This is a genomic window from Pediococcus inopinatus (assembly GCF_002982135.1).
GTDB lineage: Bacteria > Bacillota > Bacilli > Lactobacillales > Lactobacillaceae > Pediococcus > Pediococcus inopinatus.
This window is the reverse complement of sequence record NZ_CP019981.1, coordinates 47532-68410: the sequence shown is the minus strand read 5'-3', so window position 1 is coordinate 68410 and position 20879 is coordinate 47532. Positions and strand designations below refer to the sequence as shown.

Genomic DNA, 20879 nt, shown 5'->3' with positions numbered 1-20879 from the left:
TCTAACAGTGTCCCAAATTCATCTATCAACAGGATTTGACAAAGAGCCTTTTTATTCTTCTCCAAATGCAATTTCGATGTTTTTGGTGAGGATATCTGTGTAACTATAAGATACGCGCTCAAAAGAATTTTCTTCTTGGTCCAAATCAACAACGAAAACTGCTGGATATGTTTTGTGGAGAATACCATGACGTTTCGTAATTTTCTTACGACCTGCTTGTGCAACGACCATCATTTCTTCTCCGACCTTGTTATCTAAATCAGACTTAATTGTGGCTAGTGTATTTGGCATTGGCATCACCTTCCCATGTGAAACATTGTAGCATAGTTTCACAAAAATTGCAAATTATACCACAATGCTTAATGAGCCGCAATAAGTAGTTTCGAAATCACCGCCAAATTTTATCAAAAACTTCTAATTTCAGTTTATTCTATTTGACCGTTTTCATCTGCGTTACACTGTTGCTGCACGTCTATGAGACATATAGTCCTCTTGTGTCTTGCAAAACGCTTTTATTTACCTTATGGCCTCTTTATAATATCTATTGTATAAAGGATTTAAATCCTCGTGACGAAAGGAGCACTTAAAATGAAAGTTATTACGCTTGAAGAACATATTGAATCAAAATTATTAACCGATGAAATTAACAAGGCCATTGGTGAGCCCACTTTGCCAAATCTAAGTAAAGATATGTTGACTTACATGCACACATCGCTACCTACTCCGACTGATATGCAGGATGTAGATAACCGCCTAAAATTTATGAATAAATATGGCGTTGACATGCAAGTTCTCTCTTATGGTAACTCACAACCTCAAAATTTGGACCCCGAAGTGTCTGTTCGGCTCTGCAAACTCGCAAATGATGAACTCGCCAAAGTGGTGGACGCCCATCCAGACCGGTTTGCTGCATTAGCCGTATTGCCAGTCGGTGATCCCGAGGCCGCTGCCAGTGAACTAAAAAGAACCGTTAAAGAATTAAATTTCAGAGGCGTCCTTTTAAAAGGTAACTTTGATAATAAGTTCTTTGATGACCCATTTTTCTTCCCAATTTTCAAAATGGCAAGTGACTTGGATGTCCCAGTTTACTTTCACCCATCTTTTATTCCACAAAATATTACCGACCACTACTTTGGTAACGGTGAATGGTCCGATGTTGTGACTGGAATTGCCTCTAGTGCCGGTTTTGGTTGGCATATGGATGTCGGCATTCAAGTTATGCGCATGATTTGGTCTGGCATCTTTGATAAATTACCTAACCTAAAACTCATTTCCGGACATTGGGGCGAAATGATCCCCATGTTCTTGGAACGTTTAGATGATGAACTCACCAACTATTCTGGTTTAAAGAAACCATTTTCTGAATACTATCGAAACAATGTTTGGCTCACACCAAGTGGCATGTTAAGTGAACCCCAATTGAAATTCATTTTAGATGAAATGGGGCCTGAACACATCATGTATTCACTGGATTATCCATACAAGCAGCCTAAAAATGGTAAAACTTTCCTAACAGAGATTTCCGCTTTAACAGACAAGCAACGTGAATTATTTGCCCATGGTAACGCAGAAAAATTACTCAAGCTTTAATTTTAAAGGAGGAAACTTAAAATGTCTTTAAATCCCACTCAAATGAAAAATACGCGCAAGGAACTCAAGGAAAACTTTGAGATTTCTGGTTTAACCAAAGAACAGGTTGCTAGCGACCTTAACATCAGTTTAGAAAAACTGGATCACTTATTCACCCTTACCCAACAATCACTTTCTGATCCTTGGATATTGAGAAACTATTTAACTGAAAAAGTTGAAGAACAGGGTAAAACCCCAGTTTCGTACACTGCTTTACTAGGTGATTGGCATCAATACTGGTTCTTAGATACTAGAGCCATTGATGCGCAGCAGATGACGCCCGGTGATAATTAAACTCACTGTAAATTAAAACACGATTATCGAATGATTGTTTATTCGGTAATCGTGTTTTTTTTCTGTTCAACTTAATGAACTGATTGCTGCTTTGGTAACAAGTTGTCGTAATTGCGAAATTTCTTTTTTTTCGCTTGATTTTCGCCTTGGGTTTTAACCTTTCGTTCAAGTACTTGTTGCTCTTTTTTAGACATTGTTGGATCGGATTTAACTGCCTTTTCTACATTTTGAGTAATTGCTGTTTTAATCTCAGATTTCCCGTTTTTTTAGCAGTTGCTGTTTTTGACGGCCATTCAGCCTGACTTCGACTTAAAATATGCCAATTATTGGGAACTGTGACCTTATTTTTACGACTACTAAAACGCCTTTGCGAGGTAACCGATGAAAATTTCTCTAGTGTTTGTGGATCTTTTTCTAGTTGCTTAACAACATCTGCAACTTTCTAAAAATCGAGCTGCTTTTATTGATCCAAATTTAAAGTATTCTCCATATTAAATTCCTCCTCGTATTTTTTAAAGCCAACCATTTAAAATGGTCTGCCTGTAGGCACACTTTCCCTAACCAAAATTACCACCACCTATTTCTATTTATCCAACGCAGGAGATACTTGATGCGTTATTATTAACACTACTGCAAAAGTTAAATATACAAGACCTCCAATTAATGCGAACCTCTGAATACCCCAAAAGTTAATTAGTATAGGAATTCCAAGTAGTCCAATAGGCTGGGTTATATTCATCACAGCAAAATAGCTATTAAAAACAGTGCCTAATTTTCCTTCTTCTACCTTATTTTGAAGTATGGTTTTAGAAGAAATGTTAAAAAATGGTAATGATAAGCCTAATATTACGAGCCCAATTAATGACACTAGTAAGTTGGTTGTATCTCCAAAAATTAATAGCGATATTGGGACAAGTACCAATGCAGTTTCAATAAGGTTATGCATTGGAACTCTTGTAATAATAATTTTATAGAACAGCGATCCTAATAAAAATCCAAGTGAGAAAAACGATTCCATAAAGCCTACTAATCTTGGGTTATTAAAAACACGACTAGATATCTGTGTTAAGTACACATCATTAGGTGCTAAAATAATGTTAAACAAAACTGCCGCGAGAAAAACAGGAACCACTACTTTGTAAGTGTTTAAGAACTCACGAACTACCTCAAAACCATTCAAAAAACTTAAAAAATTCCCTTTTTCGGTTTTTGCAGTCTCCGCAATCGGTTTAATACGAAGTTGAATTAATAAAATTGTAATAACTAGATAAGACATAAAGTCAAAAATAAATAAAAAATAGGTAGACAAAAAACTAATGAAAAATGTCACTATAATTCCAGAAAATAGATTTGCTCCGGTCATGGCCGTACTAATGGCCGCATTTATATCATTGTACTCATTGCGATCAAATATTTGTACGGTTATCTTAGTAACAACAGGCATATAAAATCCAGAAAATAGATTATAAACAATGGCCAAAAGAACTAGTAGGAAAAACGATTTTACTTTGAAGTACGTTAACAATACAATTCCTAACACTGCAATTGCTGAAAGAAAACTTGTACTTATCAACAATTTTTTTTGATTTCTGCACGAATCAATAAAGTAACCAATTGGAGTTGCCAATAATATATTGGGCACAAACAAAAAGAAAGAATATACTCCCACATATATTGGGTTTTTAAACCATGTGGTGACTAATATAATAAGGGCAATTCTAGAGAACCCCGAACCAAAATTGTTTACAAATTGACTCACAAGTATAACTTTTTTATTACTCAATCGCCATCACCCCAGTTCCACAGTTGCGCCAATTTATTCTTATAAGAAAACGCGTAATCACTTTCACTTTGAAACTTTTCACCGATTCTCTTGAGCTTCTGCAATAAGTGATTTTTTGGCACACTCACCTCAAACTCTACTGACTCCCATTTTCATGACGTCTAACGTTTTTTTTACCGATGATAATATTTTTTGAAATCTTTTGTAAGCTTCAATTGAACTACTGCTATTACAATAATCGAATGTTTCACTTAATAATTGTAATTTGAGCTTATAAACAATTAAGCTATTATCACCATATTTAACCGTATAACTTTGAATTTAATTTTGAAAAGATTTTACATACTCAAAAAAGCTATTCTTATTCATATAATTTTCTGCCTTCCTTTTAACCACCAACAATCCAAAAATGAGTTTTAAATTAAAGCTGCTGCCGATTCGTCATCTCGTTTTATAATATGATTTTAACATGATTGTAATTATTCGTGAAAAAAGGTAAACTATATTCACAATATAATTGGAGATGATTAAGTGACTTTTGGTGATACGCTCAAACTAATTAGAATATCCAAGAGCTTGAGTCAAAAAGAGCTGAACAATAACCTAATGTCTAGAACCTCAATATCAAAAATTGAAAATAATCGTCAAATACCAACTTACCCCAAAGCAATTATTCTAATATCAGAATTAGGTGTAACACCTAATGAGTTTGAATATATAAGAAATGGCTTCAAACAAAGTTCAAAACAAGAGATTATTGACGACTTCATTCATTTATCTAATTCAACACAACATAAAGCTCTCGAACAGTTATTTATTCGATGCAATAATCTATTAAGCAAAGGACAGAACGACGATATATATAGAATTTCATTAATTATAAAAGCTTTACTTTGTACCGATACCAAAAGTCTTAAAGAGTTGCGAATAATTGTAACTCCTGTCTGGAAATATTTAGAAACTCACGATTCTTGGGATAAACTGGATCTTTATCTTGTTAACAATATTTTATTTTTATTTTCATCAGAGACTTCCTACACCATGGCTAATACAGCTATCAAAAATATAGACCAAAATTATCCTCAGTTAAGGAAATTAAAAAATGGTTTTTTACTAAATGAAGCATTTCTCTTAATGCAACAAAATTGTTGGAATTCAGCTTTACAACTTTTGGAACTGAGTATGTCATTGTCTCAACAAATTCAACGTTTCGACCTTTTTATACTAGGAAGAATTAGAATAGCTATATGCAATGGCGACTTTATAACTGCCGAAAAAGAAAGAAAAGTTCTATCGTTGATGGGAGCAACAAACATGTACAAATCGATTGAATATGAAATTAATGAATTTAGAAAACAAATTCAAAAAAAAACACACTAAAATGTGTATCACAGTTAACGCATTTTTGATTAAATTCTCTTACTAAAACTGAGAATAACTTAACAAGACGGAAACTAGTAAATAAGCAACACTAACACCGGATACCGAGTCTCATGATCTCACCTTACTTATTTCTTGGCTCTTAACGACTTGTTTCGTCCACTTTCTTAGGACAGTTCGACAAAATAAGTGTAAAGAAATAGACGTGTCGTATGCGGGATTGCGATCTGACAAATCTGAGGACAACTGCACAAGTCAGAGTCAAAAAAATAAGAGAGGTTCTCACTACTCGAAATTACTGATGATTTTCGTCCCGAAAATTTCATTTCTCTCATTCGTTGTCGATTTTTGTGGCCTAATTCAGCCGCAAAAACTCGCAGCGGGATATGATCCCGCCTTCACCTCTCTTATTTTTTTGACTCTTAACGACTTGTTTCGTTCACTGTTTTAGGACAGCTCGACAAAGCAAAAGGTGATAAATAAGCATGACTCCCGCGGGATTGCAATCCCGCATCCGTCACGTCTTCGCCTTTTGCTTTCCGCTGAGCTTTAGGACAGTTCGACAAAATAAGTGTAAAGAAATAGGCGTGTCTCCCGCGGGATTGCGATCCCGCATACGACACGCCTATTTCTTTACACTTACCATTTTGTCTCACTCACTATTTTAATTCGTTCGTCAGCCTTACAAAATCATCCACCGTCAACCGTTCCGGCCTCACTCCCGGCTTGATTTCTAATTTTGCTAGTACCGCTTCTAGCTTAGCCTTTGTCTCATCATCCTTGCCGTAAATTCCCACAAGGTTATTCCACAAAGTCTTTCTCCGATGCGCAAAACACCCATGCACCGTCTTGAAAAAGGCATCCTTTGAATAAGGTTGCACCTCTCTTGGTTCGCGATGGGTCAGCTTCACGATCGCCGAATCCACCTTTGGTTGTGGCACAAATGCCGTCTTAGGCACCTCAAATTCGACATTTACATTCATTTCTAGCTGCACTGCCACACTCAACGAACCGTATGCCTTCGTTCCTGGCACTGCATTCAAGCGATCCGCCACCTCTTTTTGCATCATAACCACAATCTGATCCAACGTTAAGGGGCTCTGTAACAAGCCCTTTAAAATTGGCGTCGTAATGTAATATGGTAAATTAGCCACCACTTTTAGAGTGTGTTTGCCATCTAATTCTTCTGAGACAACTTTTGGTAGATCCACCTGCAAAATATCACCATTAATGATCGTAATGTTTTGATAGGGTGCTAAAGTTTCATCCAAAACGTTCAGCAGGTTATCATCGATTTCAAAAGCCAGCACATGATGGGCGTGGCGAGCTAATTGTTCGGTCAAAGCCCCAATTCCTGGGCCGACTTCAATAACATCATCAGCTTCAGAAATTTCCGCTGCTGACACAATATCCTTTAAAATTTGAGGGCGGGTCAAGAAATTTTGTCCAAGACTCTTCTTGGCATTTAATCCATAGCGTTCTAAAATGCCTCGTGTTCGGATTGGATCGGCAATATCTATTTCTTCTGTCATCTGTTGTCCCTTCTTTACTCTTGTCCCAATTTAGAAACCGCATCCTGAAAATCTTCATCGCTAATTTGAAATAGCTGTAATCTTTTCAAAAGCTGTTTACCATTTACATAGCCAATATTCAAAATTTCACAAAGTTCCGTGCGCCGTTGCTTTGCATCTTGCCCAGCAATTAAATCAGCATCCAACAGGTCTGCACGAGTGATTGTCTGAGGGGCATCAGAAACTTCCGTATATACTTTATCCAATGCGTCACGAATAGCTTGTGGCGTCGCATGTTCTACGCCAAGGCTCCCCTTTTTACTAGGCACCGCATCCCGACGTGCCAAAAAGGCATGTTTCACATCAGGGACCGCCGCTGAAATGGTTTTACGGATCTTTTCGCCAGAAAAATCTGGGTCCGTAAATACAATCACGCCCCGTTCTTCTTGCAAACGACGAATTTGATCAATAGTTTGCTCCGAAATAGCGGATCCCCGCGTCTCAATTGTATCCGCATTGACAGCTTTGTTGATGCGGACTGTATCATCTTTACCTTCAACTACAATTACTTCTTTAATTTTTTTCATCATCTGTTATCCTATAAAATCGTTTGGCATTTTCATAAGTAGCTTTGCCGGTCACATCCGGATCTTCATCCCGCAAGCGCGCTAAAGCTTCCACCACATAAACAGTATACGCAGGTTCATTTTGTTTACCGCGAAATGGCATCGGGGCTAAATAGGGGGCATCGGTTTCGGCCATAATCCGATCTAGCGGCGTTGCCTGCACTGACTCGTGAACATCCTTAGCAGATTTGAAGCTAGCCACGCCACTATATGAAATATGCATCCCAAGGTTTAAAAACTTTTCTAGCCATTCTGGCGAGCCATTAAAACTATGCATCACCCCACCAAAGTTTTCAACATGCGCGTTTTTTAAAATTGCATACGTATCTTCAAACGCATCCCGATTATGAATGGCGACTGGCACATTGAGCTCACTGGCAATCGCTAGCTGTTCTTCAAAAACACGCCGCTGAACTTTTTGTGGCGATTTCGTTTCATAATAATCCAAGCCAATTTCACCTAACGCAACTACTTTCGGATCTTGTAATTGGGTTTTTAAGGTTTCGACTTGAGGTTCATGAAAATTTATGGAATCTTCCGGATGCCAACCGACTACCGCGTATAATCCAGCGTATTTATGAGCTAACATAAGCGCATCTGCATTTAGTTTGGCATTTGAACCAACCATGGCCATTTTTTGAACGCCTAATTTATGGGCATGTTCAATGTAACTGGCTTCTTGGCCTAAAAATGCAGCATCATTTAAATGGGTATGTGAATCAAATAATTGCATGTTTCCTCCAATTACTAAAATAACTCAAGACACCTAGATAAATGCGTTTGGTCTTGAGTTAATTTTATCATTCTAAAACGGGCCTCAAAAGGCACTTTTCTTATTCCACACCCGAACCATTCACAAGTGATTTTGGTACTTCAACCACTTGAATATGGCCATCGTGTTCCGCTGACAACAGCATGCCTTGGCTAATCTCACCACGCATCTTACGTGGTTTAAGGTTAGCGACAATTAACACTTTTTTGCCAACTAAAACACTTGGATCTGGGTAATATTCAGCAATTCCTGAAAGAATTTGGCGATCACCAACGTCCCCAGCATCTAACTTAAATTTAAGCAATTTGTCGGCACCTTCAACATGATCAACAGACTTGATTTCAGCAACTTTCAACTCGATTTTGTCAAAAGCTTCAATCCGAATTGATTTTTTAGCTGACTTTAATTCAGGTTCATCAGCAGTCTGGGCAGCTTTTTTAGCAGCTTCCATTGCGGCACGACCCTTTTTCTTGTCAGTCTTTGTCATCTGAGCCTTAATAAAGGCAACTTCCTCTTTAGCATCCAAACGGGGGAAGATTGGCGTTCCTTTAGCAATCACTTTAGTACCAGCAGGAATTGTGCCAAACTTAAGTTCATCTAAGTTAACCGTTTGAGCAGATAAACCTAACTGTGTCAAAATCTTGCCAGGCGCCTGAGTCAAAACTGGTTGCAACAGGTGAGCCAATAAACGCAAACTTTCAGCCAAATGATTCATCACACTAGCCAATTTGGCGCGATCAGCTTCATCGTCACTCTTAGCTAGAACCCATGGGGCTGTCTCATCAATATACTTATTAGAACGACTCACTAACTTCCAGACTTCAGAAAGAGCGTCAGAGAAGTGCAACGAATTCATTAATTCACGATAGTTGGTAACCACTGTGGCAGCCGTTTTTTCAAGATCCTCGTCAAATTCGGTAACTCCAGCTTTGAAAGGTGGAATAACGCCGTCTTCATACTTATTAATCATCGCCACTGTCCGGTTCAAAAGGTTTCCCAAATCATTGGCCAAATCATAGTTAATTTTGTCGATAAAGTCTTCCGGTGTAAACACACCGTCGTTTCCGTAAGGCATTGCTTTTAATAAATAGTAGCGCAAAGCATCTAGACCGTAGCGTTCTACCAAAGTTTCTGGATAAATTACGTTTCCCTTTGACTTCGACATTTTGCCGTCTTTCATCAATAACCAGCCATGCCCAACTACGTGCTTAGGTAGTGGTAAGCCTAACGCATGTAATAAGATTGGCCAGTAAATCGTATGGAAACGCACAATTTCTTTACCGACCATATGCACATCAGCTGGCCAGTATTTATCAAAGTTACTTTGATCCGCGCTGCCATAACCTAAAGCAGTGATATAGTTCGTCAACGCATCAATCCAAACATAAACCACGTGTTTCGGATTATCCTTTACTTTAACTCCCCAATTGAACGTGGTCCGTGAAACAGCGAGATCTTCCAAACCAGGCTTGATAAAGTTATTGATCATTTCATTCATTCGGCTTGCAGGCTGAATAAAATCAGGATGTTCCTTGTAATATTGCAATAACCAATCTGCGTACTTACTCATTTTGAAAAAGTAAGACTCTTCTTTAACTTTTTGAACTTCATGCCCTGATGGAGCTTTTCCGCCGGTCACATTGCCGTCTGCATCATGATAAACTTCGGCTAATTGGGTTTCCGTAAAATACTCTTCATCTGAAACTGAGTACCAACCTTCGTATTCGCCCAAATAAATATCGCCACTATCTTCCAATTTTTGGAAGATTTCTTGAACGGCTTTTTCATGATAGTCATCTGTAGTACGGATAAACTTCGTGTTTGAAATATCCAATAATTTCCAAAGCTTTTTGATGCCGTCAGCCATGCCATCAACATAAGCCTTAGGCGTGGTGCCAAGTTCCTCAGCCTTTTGTTCAATTTTCAAGCCATGTTCATCAGTTCCTGTAAGGAAGAAAACATCTTTACCTTCTAGACGCTGAAAACGAGCCTCCGCGTCACAAGCGATGGTCGTATATGAATTACCAATGTGTAATTTTCCCGATGGATAATAAATGGGAGTTGTTATATAGTATGTGGATTTATCTGCCATATGAGATTTCCTTCCTAGTTTCACAAAAAATTTAATTTTATATTTGAATTATTTTAACTTTAAGTATATCACAAAGAACCGCTTGGCAAAGCCTGTTTCATTCTGATTTATCACTTAAAACAGACCAAGCTGTAACGGACCTAATCCATCAAAACTAATATTCAAAATTTCTTTTAAACGCAGGGCATTTTCAGCAGCATCATGCCCACTATTATTATTAAAAATAATGCACACTTCTTCCGATTTTTCCTGCATCTGTTTCACAAGCTTCGCAAAACTTTGTAGCTCTTCTTCCGAGTAGCGATACAAAGTCCGTGTTTTACGCCAGTTCGGCCCTTTTTGTGCCCAACCTTCTGCATTTTGCCCGTGTAATCGTAAAACAGCTAATTGAGAATTGGTCACGGTGCTAACTAACGGCACCCCATTTGGCACCGAACTTGGTTCATCCACACTCACATGACTCATGCGCAACTTTTTAAGATACAGCATCGTTTCCTCTTGAACCGCCGGATCATACCAACTCTGATTACGAAACTCCACGGAAATTGGTAGGTCACCCATCAACTCACGAATGTCCCATAAATATCTGATGTTGGCTGTTTCACAATTAAAATAGGGTGGAAACTGAAATAAGATTGTTTTAAGTTGTTTAGCCTCAACTAAAGGCCGGACCATTTTACGAAACTCCGTAATTGCTAGGCGGTGTTCATCATTTAAATACTCATCCGCATTGACGCCATCATGTAGAGTCATAATTTGATTAGCTTTCAAAATAAATTGAAACTTTTCTGGAACGGATTTTTGCCAATTTTCAACGCTCGTTAGTTTAGGAATCCCGTAAAACGATGTGCCCACCTCGACCACAGGAAAAAAGCCGGCATATTCTGTCAACGTCACCTTACGATCTTCATTTTCAATTAGTGAAGGATGATCTGCCCATGTTGTTAATCCAATTGTAATCAATTCTCTTGCCTCAATTTATCGTTTATTTACGCCTAGTCTATCACAGTTTTTCTACGCAAACATTAGCCAAATATTTCTGTAAGATTTTAGTTTGTTTTCTGGATACTGAAATAATTGCCTACTACTTCAAAGCAAATCAGGCAATGGGTTGGAGGTGTCACAATTGTTTCTTGCTTCTCTCATGTCGCTTTTAGTAGCGATTTTAAACTCTTTATTTGTCTTTTGGTTGAATAGACACGATAAAAGTGAAGACTAGGCAACATCAACCCGCCCGCTTAGTTTTGGTCTTAGCCAAAGCTGATCTAAAAACGTTACATAAGTGTAAAAAAGGCCTTAACTATGTCCAGTAGTTAAGGCCTTTGGCGTCACAATTGTTGATCACTTGTCTCACAAGCTTATTTTAACTCATATACTTTGTGCTAGCAAAAAATAGTTTACCAAAACGACTGCTCGTCTTGATAAACTATTTAGTGATTATACAAATTGAATTAAGCTCATAACAATTGGGACAACCACAATAAAGAGAATTGTACTTGTCGTGACCAAGTTGGTTGCAAACTTCACGTCACCATGCGATTCATTAGCCAAAATTGGCATTACAGCTAACGCAGGAGCAGCAGCTTGGACAATCAAGGTCTGCATTTCCATTTTTGGAATTGCGTAACCCATTTTGGCACCTAACATAATCAACAATGTGATCACAATTGGTGATAATGCAAATCGGCCCAGCAAAGCAAAAATGGTATCCTTATCAAAATTGATACTCTTTAAGCCGGCATCTGCCAACACGATCCCAATATAAATTAAGGAAAGTGGTGTAACCAAGTTACCAACGTATGTCAACGTATTGTTGGCCCAAGCTGGAACTGGTAGGTTCAAGATTAACCAAACTAAGGCAACCAAGAAACCTAACAATGGTGGGGGTAGAAGTTTCTTCCAGTTAAAGTTACCGGAACCCTTTTCGCCCTTTTTCTTCGTTGGGTCATCGTTTGAGATTAAGAACACCCCAAATGCCCACGTTGAAACGGTGTTGGTTACATAGTAAACCAAGAAGTAAGGCAAACTTATGGAACCAAACAACGCAATATTTAATGGCAATCCGATAAAAATCGTGTTTGCATTAACAACCGTATTCATAAAGATTCCCCGTCGACCTGGTCGAACACGAAGAACTTTGACTGCTAGCCATGCAATGATGTAGCCAATGATGACCCCACCGAATGAGTAAATTAACCCACTAGATAGACTGATCAATTTTGGTAACGTTAGATATTTCATAATCGCCACAAAAATTGATGCTGGCAACGCAACATTCATAATTAATTTGGAAATACTGCCACTAAAGTTATCATCAAACCAGCCAATGCGGCGCAGCACATAACCTAACGCCATCATCAACAGGATTGTCACAATACTCTCAACAGAAGTTATAAAAGCCATGATAAACCTTCCTCCAGTTAAACTCTTTTATTTTTTAGTAATGCTTGCTTATTTTAATTACGCTTTTTACTATTTAGCGCAAACTTGTTTAAAAAGGCACTAGCATTGGCCTTTTGAAACACTCTAGTATTTTGGTTCCCACTTCATATCTTTGATTGCTTTATCAACATCTGAAATAGGTTCCTTATTTAATTTCTGGTCTACTGCACTCTGTGCGACAGCTTTAGCCACAGTGTATGAGAATTGGTCAAGCTTTGAAACTGGAGGCAATACTGCTGCACCAGCTTTGTCGCCATCCACAATTCCACCTAATGAATGAGCAGCCTTTGAAATCATTTCATCATTCAAAACCTTGGCAGTTGAAGCAATCACCCCTAAACCTAAACCTGGGTAAACTAACGCATTATTAGCCTGACCGATTTGGTAAGTTACGCCATTGTATTCAACGTCATCAGCTGGGATACCGGTTGCTACTAAAGCTTTACCATCAGACCATTTGATCAAGTCCTCTGCCTTAGCTTCTGCTAATTTAGTTGGGTTTGATAATGGGAAGATGATTGGACGTTCAGTATGAGCTGACATTTCCTTCACGATTGATTCTGTGAATGTATCTGGTTGCGTAGAAGTTCCTACTAAAATAGTTGGGTGAATGGCCTTTACGGCTGCTTCCAAACTAGTTAATTCATCAGCATTAGCAAACTCAGAACGTGAACGGGCAAATGGCTTTTGTTCTGGTGTCAAAGTCTTGTCATCATCAAACAGCAAACCTTGCTTGTCCACCATGTAGAAGTGTTTACGAGCTTCTTCTTCAGATAAACCTTGTTGTAAGAATTCATCGTAAATTCGTTTTGTGATTCCGGCACCAGCAGTTCCAGCACCAAATGAGAGATAAACTTGATCAGTCATTTTTTGTTTAGAAACGTTTAAAGCACCCAAAATTCCTGCTAAAACAATAATTCCAGTTCCTTGAATATCATCATTGAATGTGGTGATCTGATCTTTGTAAGTGTTCAAGATATTTGCGGCGTTGTCGCGACCAAAATCTTCAAAATGTAGATAAAGCTTTGGGAAAAGATCTTCAGCAGTCTTTACAAATTGATCAACAAATTTGTAGTAACGATCGCCGGTTACCCGTTCGTGACGATTGCCAAGATACATTGGATCCTTCAACAAATCTTGGTTGTTTGTACCAGTATCCAAAACAACTGGCATGACTTGGCTAGGATCAATTCCAGCAGCGGCCGTGTAAACCATTAATTTTCCAACTGAAATGTCCACACCGTTTGTGCCCCAGTCACCGATACCCAAGATTCCTTCAGCATCTGTAACAACGATCAAACGAATATCACGACCGTCAGCAGCATTCTTCAAAGATTCTTTCATGCTGTCTGGATCATCAATTGATAAGAACGTTGCGTTTTGTGATTGAACATATAACTCACTGTAGTTTTCAATTGTGTCTGCAATCGTTGGGTCATACACAATTGGCATGAATTCAACGACGTGTTGGCTAAACAACTTGTAGAATAACACACGGTTTTCGTTGAAAATTTCCATCAAGAAAATTCGCTTTTCTAAACTTGTTGTTTTTGATTCGACCTGCGCATAAGTTTGGGCAGCTTGTTCGTCTAAAGTTTGGATGTAAGGTGGTAGTAAACCAACTAAACCAAGTGATTGACGTTCTTTTGCTGTAAAAGCTGTCCCTTTGTTTAAAAATGGATCGTTTAAAATTTCTACTGGACTTTTTGTCATATTAATAACCTCCAAATACTTATTTTCCTAATCAACAGCGCAAGTATACGCGCGCTAGAAAACTATAGTCAAATGTTTAAGATTCCATTAAGTAAATTAATAAGCAGTCAGACAAACCGGGTATCCGCCTGGGTTTACGTCACCCTTTATTTTGAACGCTTTTTGGTGGGTTTTAATAGTCCAAAAAGTTATAATAAAAATATAGAAAAAGTTTGTAAATGTGGATGTGATTTATAAATAACGGAAAAGAGGAATAATTATGGATAAGAAATTAACCAAATCATCAGATAAAATGTTTGCTGGCGTAATTGGCGGCTTTGCTGAATACCTTGGCGTCGATAAAGCCTTACTCCGTGTCATCTACGCCGCAATCTCAATTCCTGGATTTATCCCCTGTATCATTTTGTACCTTGTAGCCGCTTGGGTAATGCCAGAGAAAAGTAAATAGGTAATTATAAAACTGTACTAGAAGCTGAACCATAACTTAGCCAATAGCACAGTTATTTTAATATTTACCTTTCTATAACTGAATTAATCAAATAGCTAGTTTTCCTACAGCATTATTGCGTATATTATTTTGACGCACATCATATCACCCGATTTAAACGAACTTTTAAACTAGTTTTACACGTGTAATATGGTATACTTTTGCTGTTGGAGAATAGTCATGAAAAGAAGAGACTTAATCAACAAACTTAAAAATGATGGGTGGCAATTGATTCGTCACGGTGCTAACCACGACGTCTACGCCAAAGGATCAAAAACAGAACCCATCGAACGCCATAGAGAAATTCCAGAGAATTTAGCACACAAAATTCTTAAAAGAAATCATATAAAACAAAGCTTTGATTAAGTTATTTAGAAAGGAAATAGATCATGCAAAAAAAACATCAAAATTTAAGAGCAGCCTATCCAGTCATTATCAGTCACGATAAACCTGACCTTTATTTGGTACATATCGTGGATTTTAATAGCGACACAAGTGGCACAACCCTATCAGAAGCAATTGAAATGGCTCGTGATGCTTTATCAGAAGAAGGATTGGCTAGGCAAGATGCTGGTCTCTCCATTCCTGAACCAAGCTTTGACATTGAACATCCCGCAAATACAGTGGTGACTTATGTTGATATTGACTTAGCTCAGTATCGAAAATTATCAGATAATCGAACAGTCAAAAAGACAATCACTATCCCCAGCTATCTAAATGAATTGGGTCGCGAACAAGATATTAATTTTTCGGAGACCATGACCATTGCGTTGAAGGAAAAACTAGGGGTTTAAAAGGAACCATTCGATTCTAAAATTAACCAGATTGAGGCAGCCAATGAACATTAAAGATCTAGAATATTTTCAGGCCATGTTTGAGGAACATAATTTTTCCCGCGTGGCCACCAAATTTAAAGTCAGCCAACCGACAATTAGTACCGCCATCAAACGACTCGAAACTGAGCTCAATACCCAATTATTTGTGCGCGATGCGAGTAAACACCGGCTGACAACTACTTTGAGCGGTCAACAATTGGCTGAACACTCTCGCATTATCCTAGATCAGGTTAATGTTGCTCAAAACGAAATCAAAAATATCAACAACGGCAAAATCGTGCTTGGTTTGCCGCCCGTCATTAGTCAGTCCTACTTTCCACAAATTGCGACTGAGCTTGCCAAACAAAACTTACTTGCGCAAATTGTGCCAATTGAACAAGGATCTGCGGAATTACTAAAACTGCTTTTAAATGGCACTCTTGATATGGCGTTAGTGGGCTCCATTCAGCCTTTTGATTCTGGACGCTTATTCAGCCAAACCTTTGCGACAACCACCTTTAAAATTATTGTTAGCAAGGATAATCCTTTGGCACAACAATCCGGAGTGTGGTTTCGTGATCTTCAGAAGCTAGACTTTATTATGTTTGGTAGTAGTTTTGTCCATTCTGAGGCGCTTAAACAATTAAGTCATGCGAACCATTTTCGACCCAAGATCACTTATCAAAGTGAGGATCCCCAGGTCATTCAAGGGATGGTGGCAAACAACGTTGGAATTAGTTTCTTAGCTAAATCAGCCGTTACTAATCCTGATGTCGTGCAATTAGATCTACTAGATGATCCACAACCGGAATTTTTTATGAGTTTAGCCTATCGAACAAATCATATTCTCTCCCCCGTGCAACAAAAAGTGGTGGACATTTGTTTGAATATTGAAGAATAAATAAAAATGAGCTGCTTATTCAAAAACTGAATAAGCGGCTCATTTATTTTAATATCTTTCAAATTGGCGAATGACCATAATTTCGTCTTCTGATAGTTGACCACCCAAATGGCCAATCAACGTCCGACCCATTTTGCGATAGTTTTTGCGAATCTGGGTAAAACACAAATCAATCACCGCAATTAAAAATGTGATGGCCATGGCGTTATCTTGTGGCATTATTTTTCCAAATAGGGAAACTGTGTCGCCACTCAATACCGTTCTTATAAATGTGTACATCATGATAAAATCAAGCGCTAACTGAACAAAAATTAACCCTTGCATGCGATTTTTTAATTTAATAAGTTGTTGGAAAACGTCTTGACGCTTCACGGTTTGGCTTCCCTTCACTATGAGACTTCATTTACTATCTTCGAGTATATCTATATTTTAAGCTAAAAAGGCCACCAGGTAAACCAATTGATTTTCATCAAATTGGCTAACGCACTAGATATGGAATTTGTAATTTCTCAAACAACTCTCTTACTGATAAACCGTACAACGTCTTGAAATATTCTTCCGTTTGACTCTTAGGAGGCATGGGAAGGACAAACGCATTTTGTTGATCATGAACCCCGAGGCCAATGTACGCCCGTTTCTTAGTCACCGCATCTTGAATTTCGGAATGAGAAATCTGGAAAAGTTGGCGGACCTCCAAACGTAATTGGCGCTCGCTCAATACACTTTCTAAAGTGACAAACTCGCTACTTCCTAGAGTTGGCAATCCGAGCTCTTTCAACACATTATCAAATTCCGCAAACAGCGCCACAATTGTCCTTCTTACTGCAAACGGCGAATCAACCGGTTTTTCCGTAATTAACTGATAGAGTTTTTCAGCTGCTGCTAAAGTGACTGGATAATCACGTTTAAACTGATCAGTCACTTTATCAAAGTCGTCACCGTAAAACACAAGGGCATCCAAAACTGTCATCAACCGCAAATGCATCATCGGATCAAGTTTGCCGGCCTTCTCCGGCGTGATGGTCTGGACAATGCCTTCCAAATAATCTGCTTGAACCTCTTCGGTTAGCAAGCCATGTTTTCGTTGCCACTCATAAATATTCAAATGGAGCACCGCATCATATAGCGCAGTCGTGATAATCATTAATTGCTCATCAAATTCCCGATTACCACTAGTTAAACGAAATTGAATTTGCGGAAACTTTTTAACTTCCATTAATTTGTGCAAAAGTTCATGTGAAACTGTATAATTCGGCGCTGTGACATCCTGCACGTGAATAATCAGCTGCCCATTTTCCGCTGTTTGATACGATTGATCATAACGGACATAGCCAGACTTTTGATTGCCATATTGCACAACCAATTCTTCTGGAATCATTTCATTAATCTGTTCAAATAGCTTTGTTACCTCAGCGTTAAGCTGTTCATTACTCATTAATTTCTCCTTCATTTCGTAACTTTTTTAACACCTGTTTTGCCGCGCGTACGTCCATCACCGGTACTTTTTCGAGTGCCAGTTGGGCCTGCGTTAATTCGGCGTTGGTAGCTCCCACACCTAATAAAAGGGATTTTGCCTGCAAATGCATATGGCCCCGTTGAATTCCTTCAGAAACTAACGCATTTAAAGCCGCCAAATTTTGCGCCAATCCAACACTGACAATTACTTCTTCTAGTTCTTTTACAGAATTAATCTGTAAGAGTTTATGCGCCAATTGCGCCTGGGGATTAATCTTAATCGACCCACCAACAAATCCGACTGGCATCGGCAATGTTAGTTTTCCAACCAGGTTGTCATCAACAACTTGCCAATCACTCAGGCCTTGATACTGCCCATTTTTGGATGCGTAGGCATGCGTCCCACTTTCCATACTACGCCAATCGTTGCCCGTTGCCATCACGACTGCATCGACACCATTCATAATTCCTTTGTTATGGGTCGCGGCTCGATACGGATCTACTTGAGCTGCTAAACTAGCCAGGGCAATGCGATCCGCCACTGTTTTCCCGCTTAACTGATTAGTAGTCAAACTGGTTACTGGAATCTGACAAGTAGCTGTTGCAAGACATTCGTCGGATAAATTACTTAAAACCGCCATCAAACTATTTTGCTGTAAATCACTTTGCAAATAAGTGACCACTGCCTCCAGCATGGAATTAATCATGTTGGCGCCCATAGCCTCTTTCGTATCAATAAAGATATCAAGTGAAATAAACTGGTGAGTTAATTTCCGGATGCGCATTTTTTTAGCGCCACCACCCCGTTTGACAATTGAGGGGTGCGCATCATTAGCCGTTTTTAAAATCTCAGTTTCATGTTGGGTCAATTGGGAAACCAGCTGATCAGAATCGGGAACTTTGGCCATTAGAACTTGTCCCATCATCAACCGCTCCGTTACCTGAACCTGAATTCCTCCACCAGCAAGGGTCATTTTGGCCCCGTGACTGGTGGCGGCAACCACCGAAGGCTCCTCTGTAACCATCGGGACAACCTTTTCTTGACCATTAATCAAAAAATTAACGGCTACCCCTTCAGGAATAGAGAAATCCGTCAAATAGTTTTCAATAATCTGATCGCCTTTTATTGTCCGGCTCCTGGCAATTAGTTCAAGATCCTGTTCATCTAAACCTAGTTGTGCCTGCAGGATTGCCAACCGACCCGCATATTTTTGTTTATAGAAATGATTTAAATTCATCGAGTCACGACCCCTCAATTTAAAAAAGCCCAGTAAATCTATTCTAATTATAATAGTAGAAAAAAGATTTCTGGATTTTCTTATTTATGCAAAATATTTTTTAACGGTGATGCACATATTCTGAGATAATCCCCTCACGCACACCGCTTTCCGAAAAAATTACCCGATCCGCATCCAGCATCTGTAAAAGCATCACTAAGGGTAAAATTCCCCCAATGATAATGTCTGCCCGTGGTGTTTCCAGTCCCGGCATCTTTTTCCGATTGGCTAAATTTCTAGATAGGAGTGCTCTGAAGGTTTTATTGACAACTTCCGTTTTTAAACGATACCCATGAATATTATCCACCCGCGCCATCCCTTGATGTTGGCGATTCATGCGTGCCAACGTTCGATTGGCCCCGCCAAGCAGGATGATTGGTAATTGTAAGGCATCCATAATCCACCAAATATCACGAAACTGTTTGTTTACAAAATTTTGGGCGGCAAATAACCGATCTGCGCGAACCACATTGTTTAAGTGGAACCGTTCTGAAAGGCTCACCGCTCCAAACGGCACACTAATTAAGTTGCGTGGTTTGCCATTTTGTACATGGATCAATTCACAGCTGGCACCACCAGTGTCAAGGATCAAACAGTCCTTAATTTCTAGTGAATTCATCACACCCAAATAATCATAGTAAGCTTCGTCGTTGCCAGATAAGACGTCTAGTTCAATGCCTACCTCATCTTGCACCCGTTTTAAAAATTCGGCTTGATTTTTAGCCACACGAACTGCTGCCGTTGCAATGCCACGCACCGTCCGTTTAGGGTAGTTATTATAAATATGTTTAAACCGTTTTAAGGCTGCTATAGTACGCTCCATGGCGATCGGCTGTAAAACCTTATTACTGCCCATCCCTTCAGAAATTCGTGAGTCTTCCTTGATTCTCCGGACTTCATGAAAACTTCCGTCATCGCGGATTTCATTAATTGCCATACGTACTGAATTTGAACCCAAATCCACAATTACTAAGTTCTCCATTTTACACGCCTCAATTTTTTGATTCATCCCGTCAATTTAATTGTATTTATTTTAACATGTTTTTAGCAGGAAATGCGCGTTCTGAGGTAGGCTGGGATAATTTGCATCATAAAAAATTTTGGTTTGCTTTGTCTTTAATTCCTAGAGGCTTGAATGTTTGATGGTCGTGTGGGTGCTATTGCTGAGAACTAGGACAGTTCAATAAACCAAAACATCCCATATAAGCACCCCTACTGCGGGATTTCTCCCGCTTACGGCGCACTTATATGGAATCTTTTTAACGGTTTATTTCACTCACTCTTTTAGGACAGTTCAATAAACCAAAAGTTCCCATATAAGCACCCCTACTGCGGGATTTCTCCCGCTTACGGCGCGCCTATATGGAATCTTTTTAGCAGTTTATTTCACTCACTCTTTTAGGACAGCTCGACAAGTCAAAAGGACGGAACTAAGTATGCTTCCCGCGGGATTGCGATCCCGCGCTGCTCCATTTCATAGGTTGATTTTCGAATCGAAAATCTTTCTTATTCCGGTCGCTGTCGATTCTTGTGGCAAAGTTCAGCCGCAAGAACTCGCATCCAGGACAGTTTTCTGCAACTCTCCGCTGAGACTTAGGACAGCTCGACAAGTCAAAAGGACGGAACTAAGTATGCTTCCCGCGGGATTGCGATCCCGCGCTGCTCCATCTCATAGGTTGATTTTCGAATCGAAAATCTTTCT

Annotated in this window: 21 protein-coding genes; 7 read left to right on the top strand and 14 right to left on the bottom strand. The window is 39.0% G+C overall.

Features of this window, described 5'->3' with window-relative positions; translation table 11 throughout:
• Positions 1–51: 51 nt before the first annotated feature.
• Entirely contained in the window at positions 52–291 is a 240-nt protein-coding gene (locus PI20285_RS00320; protein ID WP_057773994.1) for a Veg family protein, read from the bottom strand.
• A gap of 297 nt (positions 292–588) precedes the next feature.
• Between PI20285_RS00320 and PI20285_RS00315 the strand changes: the two genes are divergently transcribed.
• Both PI20285_RS00315 and PI20285_RS00310 read left to right on the top strand, forming a co-directional pair.
• A complete protein-coding gene (locus PI20285_RS00315) occupies positions 589–1590 on the top strand; it encodes an amidohydrolase family protein (RefSeq protein ID WP_057773995.1) in 1002 nt (333 codons plus the stop codon).
• 21 nt (positions 1591–1611) lie between these two features.
• Positions 1612–1923 carry a DUF2316 family protein gene (locus PI20285_RS00310; RefSeq protein ID WP_057773997.1) on the top strand — a complete coding sequence of 104 codons (312 nt, stop codon included), beginning with the start codon at positions 1612–1614 and terminating at the stop codon, positions 1921–1923.
• Positions 1924–1994: 71 nt separating this feature from the next.
• Here PI20285_RS00310 and PI20285_RS11980 read toward each other — a convergent pair whose 3' ends face one another.
• Together PI20285_RS11980 and PI20285_RS00305 are read right to left on the bottom strand one after the other, a co-directional pair.
• Positions 1995–2117, bottom strand: a complete 123-nt coding sequence (locus PI20285_RS11980; protein WP_269084007.1) for a hypothetical protein — start codon at positions 2115–2117, stop codon at positions 1995–1997.
• Positions 2118–2506: 389 nt separating this feature from the next.
• Entirely contained in the window at positions 2507–3706 is a 1200-nt protein-coding gene (locus PI20285_RS00305; RefSeq protein ID WP_057773999.1) for an MFS transporter, read from the bottom strand.
• 531 nt (positions 3707–4237) lie between these two features.
• Between PI20285_RS00305 and PI20285_RS00300 the strand changes: the two genes are divergently transcribed.
• A complete protein-coding gene (locus PI20285_RS00300; protein ID WP_057774001.1) occupies positions 4238–5086 on the top strand; it encodes a helix-turn-helix domain-containing protein in 849 nt (282 codons plus the stop codon).
• A 659-nt stretch (positions 5087–5745) separates the two neighbouring features.
• Here the strand turns inward: PI20285_RS00300 and rsmA are convergent.
• The 7 genes from rsmA to PI20285_RS00265 all read right to left on the bottom strand — a co-directional run bounded on the left by rsmA (position 5746) and on the right by PI20285_RS00265 (position 14242).
• Positions 5746–6618 (bottom strand): 16S rRNA (adenine(1518)-N(6)/adenine(1519)-N(6))-dimethyltransferase RsmA, encoded by an 873-nt coding sequence (gene rsmA, locus PI20285_RS00295; protein ID WP_057774003.1) that lies wholly within the window; start codon positions 6616–6618, stop codon positions 5746–5748.
• 14 nt (positions 6619–6632) lie between these two features.
• Entirely contained in the window at positions 6633–7184 is a 552-nt protein-coding gene (gene rnmV / locus PI20285_RS00290; RefSeq protein WP_057774005.1) for a ribonuclease M5, read from the bottom strand.
• Positions 7171–7956, bottom strand: a complete 786-nt coding sequence (locus PI20285_RS00285) for a TatD family hydrolase (protein WP_057774007.1) — start codon at positions 7954–7956, stop codon at positions 7171–7173. Before PI20285_RS00285 ends, rnmV begins: the two co-directional genes overlap by 14 nt.
• Before the next feature lie 100 nt (positions 7957–8056).
• Positions 8057–10087: a methionine--tRNA ligase gene (metG, locus tag PI20285_RS00280; protein ID WP_057774008.1), complete on the bottom strand. Its 2031-nt coding sequence runs from the start codon at positions 10085–10087 to the stop codon at positions 8057–8059.
• A 114-nt stretch (positions 10088–10201) separates the two neighbouring features.
• On the bottom strand, positions 10202–11050 hold the full coding sequence (locus PI20285_RS00275; RefSeq protein ID WP_057774011.1) for a DUF72 domain-containing protein: 849 nt from the start codon (positions 11048–11050) through the stop codon (positions 10202–10204).
• A gap of 474 nt (positions 11051–11524) precedes the next feature.
• Positions 11525–12490, bottom strand: a complete 966-nt coding sequence (locus tag PI20285_RS00270) for an AEC family transporter (RefSeq protein ID WP_057774013.1) — start codon at positions 12488–12490, stop codon at positions 11525–11527.
• A 123-nt stretch (positions 12491–12613) separates the two neighbouring features.
• Positions 12614–14242, bottom strand: a complete 1629-nt coding sequence (locus tag PI20285_RS00265) for a malolactic enzyme (RefSeq protein WP_057774015.1) — start codon at positions 14240–14242, stop codon at positions 12614–12616.
• A 259-nt stretch (positions 14243–14501) separates the two neighbouring features.
• Between PI20285_RS00265 and PI20285_RS00260 the strand changes: the two genes are divergently transcribed.
• The 4 genes from PI20285_RS00260 (at position 14502) to PI20285_RS00245 (ending at position 16445) form a co-directional block, all read left to right on the top strand.
• Entirely contained in the window at positions 14502–14690 is a 189-nt protein-coding gene (locus PI20285_RS00260) for a PspC domain-containing protein (RefSeq protein WP_057774019.1), read from the top strand.
• Positions 14691–14909: 219 nt separating this feature from the next.
• On the top strand, positions 14910–15095 hold the full coding sequence (locus PI20285_RS00255) for a type II toxin-antitoxin system HicA family toxin (protein ID WP_057774021.1): 186 nt from the start codon (positions 14910–14912) through the stop codon (positions 15093–15095).
• Between the two features lie 23 nt (positions 15096–15118).
• Positions 15119–15523, top strand: coding sequence for a type II toxin-antitoxin system HicB family antitoxin (locus tag PI20285_RS00250; protein ID WP_057774023.1), 405 nt, complete (start codon positions 15119–15121; stop codon positions 15521–15523).
• Between the two features lie 43 nt (positions 15524–15566).
• The gene (locus PI20285_RS00245) at positions 15567–16445 is read left to right on the top strand and encodes a LysR family transcriptional regulator (RefSeq protein WP_057774025.1); all 879 of its coding nucleotides are present in this window, start codon (positions 15567–15569) and stop codon (positions 16443–16445) included.
• A 48-nt stretch (positions 16446–16493) separates the two neighbouring features.
• Here PI20285_RS00245 and PI20285_RS00240 read toward each other — a convergent pair whose 3' ends face one another.
• The 4 genes from PI20285_RS00240 to PI20285_RS00225 form a co-directional block, all read right to left on the bottom strand.
• Entirely contained in the window at positions 16494–16817 is a 324-nt protein-coding gene (locus tag PI20285_RS00240; protein ID WP_105782155.1) for a hypothetical protein, read from the bottom strand.
• A gap of 106 nt (positions 16818–16923) precedes the next feature.
• A complete protein-coding gene (locus PI20285_RS00235) occupies positions 16924–17880 on the bottom strand; it encodes a hypothetical protein (protein WP_057774029.1) in 957 nt (318 codons plus the stop codon).
• Positions 17873–19138, bottom strand: coding sequence for a hydroxymethylglutaryl-CoA reductase, degradative (locus tag PI20285_RS00230; protein ID WP_057774031.1), 1266 nt, complete (start codon positions 19136–19138; stop codon positions 17873–17875). The genes PI20285_RS00235 and PI20285_RS00230 overlap by 8 nt, the downstream gene beginning before the upstream one ends.
• A gap of 100 nt (positions 19139–19238) precedes the next feature.
• Positions 19239–20159, bottom strand: coding sequence for a Ppx/GppA family phosphatase (locus PI20285_RS00225; RefSeq protein WP_057774033.1), 921 nt, complete (start codon positions 20157–20159; stop codon positions 19239–19241).
• Positions 20160–20879 lie beyond the last annotated feature (720 nt).

Bases quoted from the DNA above. Each gene is read 5' to 3' on its own strand.
- PI20285_RS00265 (WP_057774015.1), bottom strand. From the start codon at position 14,242: ATGACAAAAAGTCCAGTAGAAATTTTAAACGATCCATTTTTAAACAAA.
- PI20285_RS00235 (WP_057774029.1), bottom strand. From the start codon at position 17,880: ATGAGTAATGAACAGCTTAACGCTGAGGTAACAAAGCTATTTGAACAG.
- PI20285_RS11980 (WP_269084007.1), bottom strand. From the start codon at position 2,117: ATGTCTAAAAAAGAGCAACAAGTACTTGAACGAAAGGTTAAAACCCAA.
- rnmV (WP_057774005.1), bottom strand. From the start codon at position 7,184: ATGAAAAAAATTAAAGAAGTAATTGTAGTTGAAGGTAAAGATGATACA.
- PI20285_RS00225 (WP_057774033.1), bottom strand. From the start codon at position 20,159: ATGGAGAACTTAGTAATTGTGGATTTGGGTTCAAATTCAGTACGTATG.
- rsmA (WP_057774003.1), bottom strand. From the start codon at position 6,618: ATGACAGAAGAAATAGATATTGCCGATCCAATCCGAACACGAGGCATT.
- PI20285_RS00260 (WP_057774019.1), top strand. From the start codon at position 14,502: ATGGATAAGAAATTAACCAAATCATCAGATAAAATGTTTGCTGGCGTA.
- PI20285_RS00250 (WP_057774023.1), top strand. From the start codon at position 15,119: ATGCAAAAAAAACATCAAAATTTAAGAGCAGCCTATCCAGTCATTATC.
- metG (WP_057774008.1), bottom strand. From the start codon at position 10,087: ATGGCAGATAAATCCACATACTATATAACAACTCCCATTTATTATCCA.
- PI20285_RS00255 (WP_057774021.1), top strand. From the start codon at position 14,910: ATGAAAAGAAGAGACTTAATCAACAAACTTAAAAATGATGGGTGGCAA.
- PI20285_RS00310 (WP_057773997.1), top strand. From the start codon at position 1,612: ATGTCTTTAAATCCCACTCAAATGAAAAATACGCGCAAGGAACTCAAG.
- PI20285_RS00270 (WP_057774013.1), bottom strand. From the start codon at position 12,490: ATGGCTTTTATAACTTCTGTTGAGAGTATTGTGACAATCCTGTTGATG.
- PI20285_RS00285 (WP_057774007.1), bottom strand. From the start codon at position 7,956: ATGCAATTATTTGATTCACATACCCATTTAAATGATGCTGCATTTTTA.
- PI20285_RS00230 (WP_057774031.1), bottom strand. From the start codon at position 19,138: ATGAATTTAAATCATTTCTATAAACAAAAATATGCGGGTCGGTTGGCA.
- PI20285_RS00320 (WP_057773994.1), bottom strand. From the start codon at position 291: ATGCCAAATACACTAGCCACAATTAAGTCTGATTTAGATAACAAGGTC.
- PI20285_RS00315 (WP_057773995.1), top strand. From the start codon at position 589: ATGAAAGTTATTACGCTTGAAGAACATATTGAATCAAAATTATTAACC.
- PI20285_RS00245 (WP_057774025.1), top strand. From the start codon at position 15,567: ATGAACATTAAAGATCTAGAATATTTTCAGGCCATGTTTGAGGAACAT.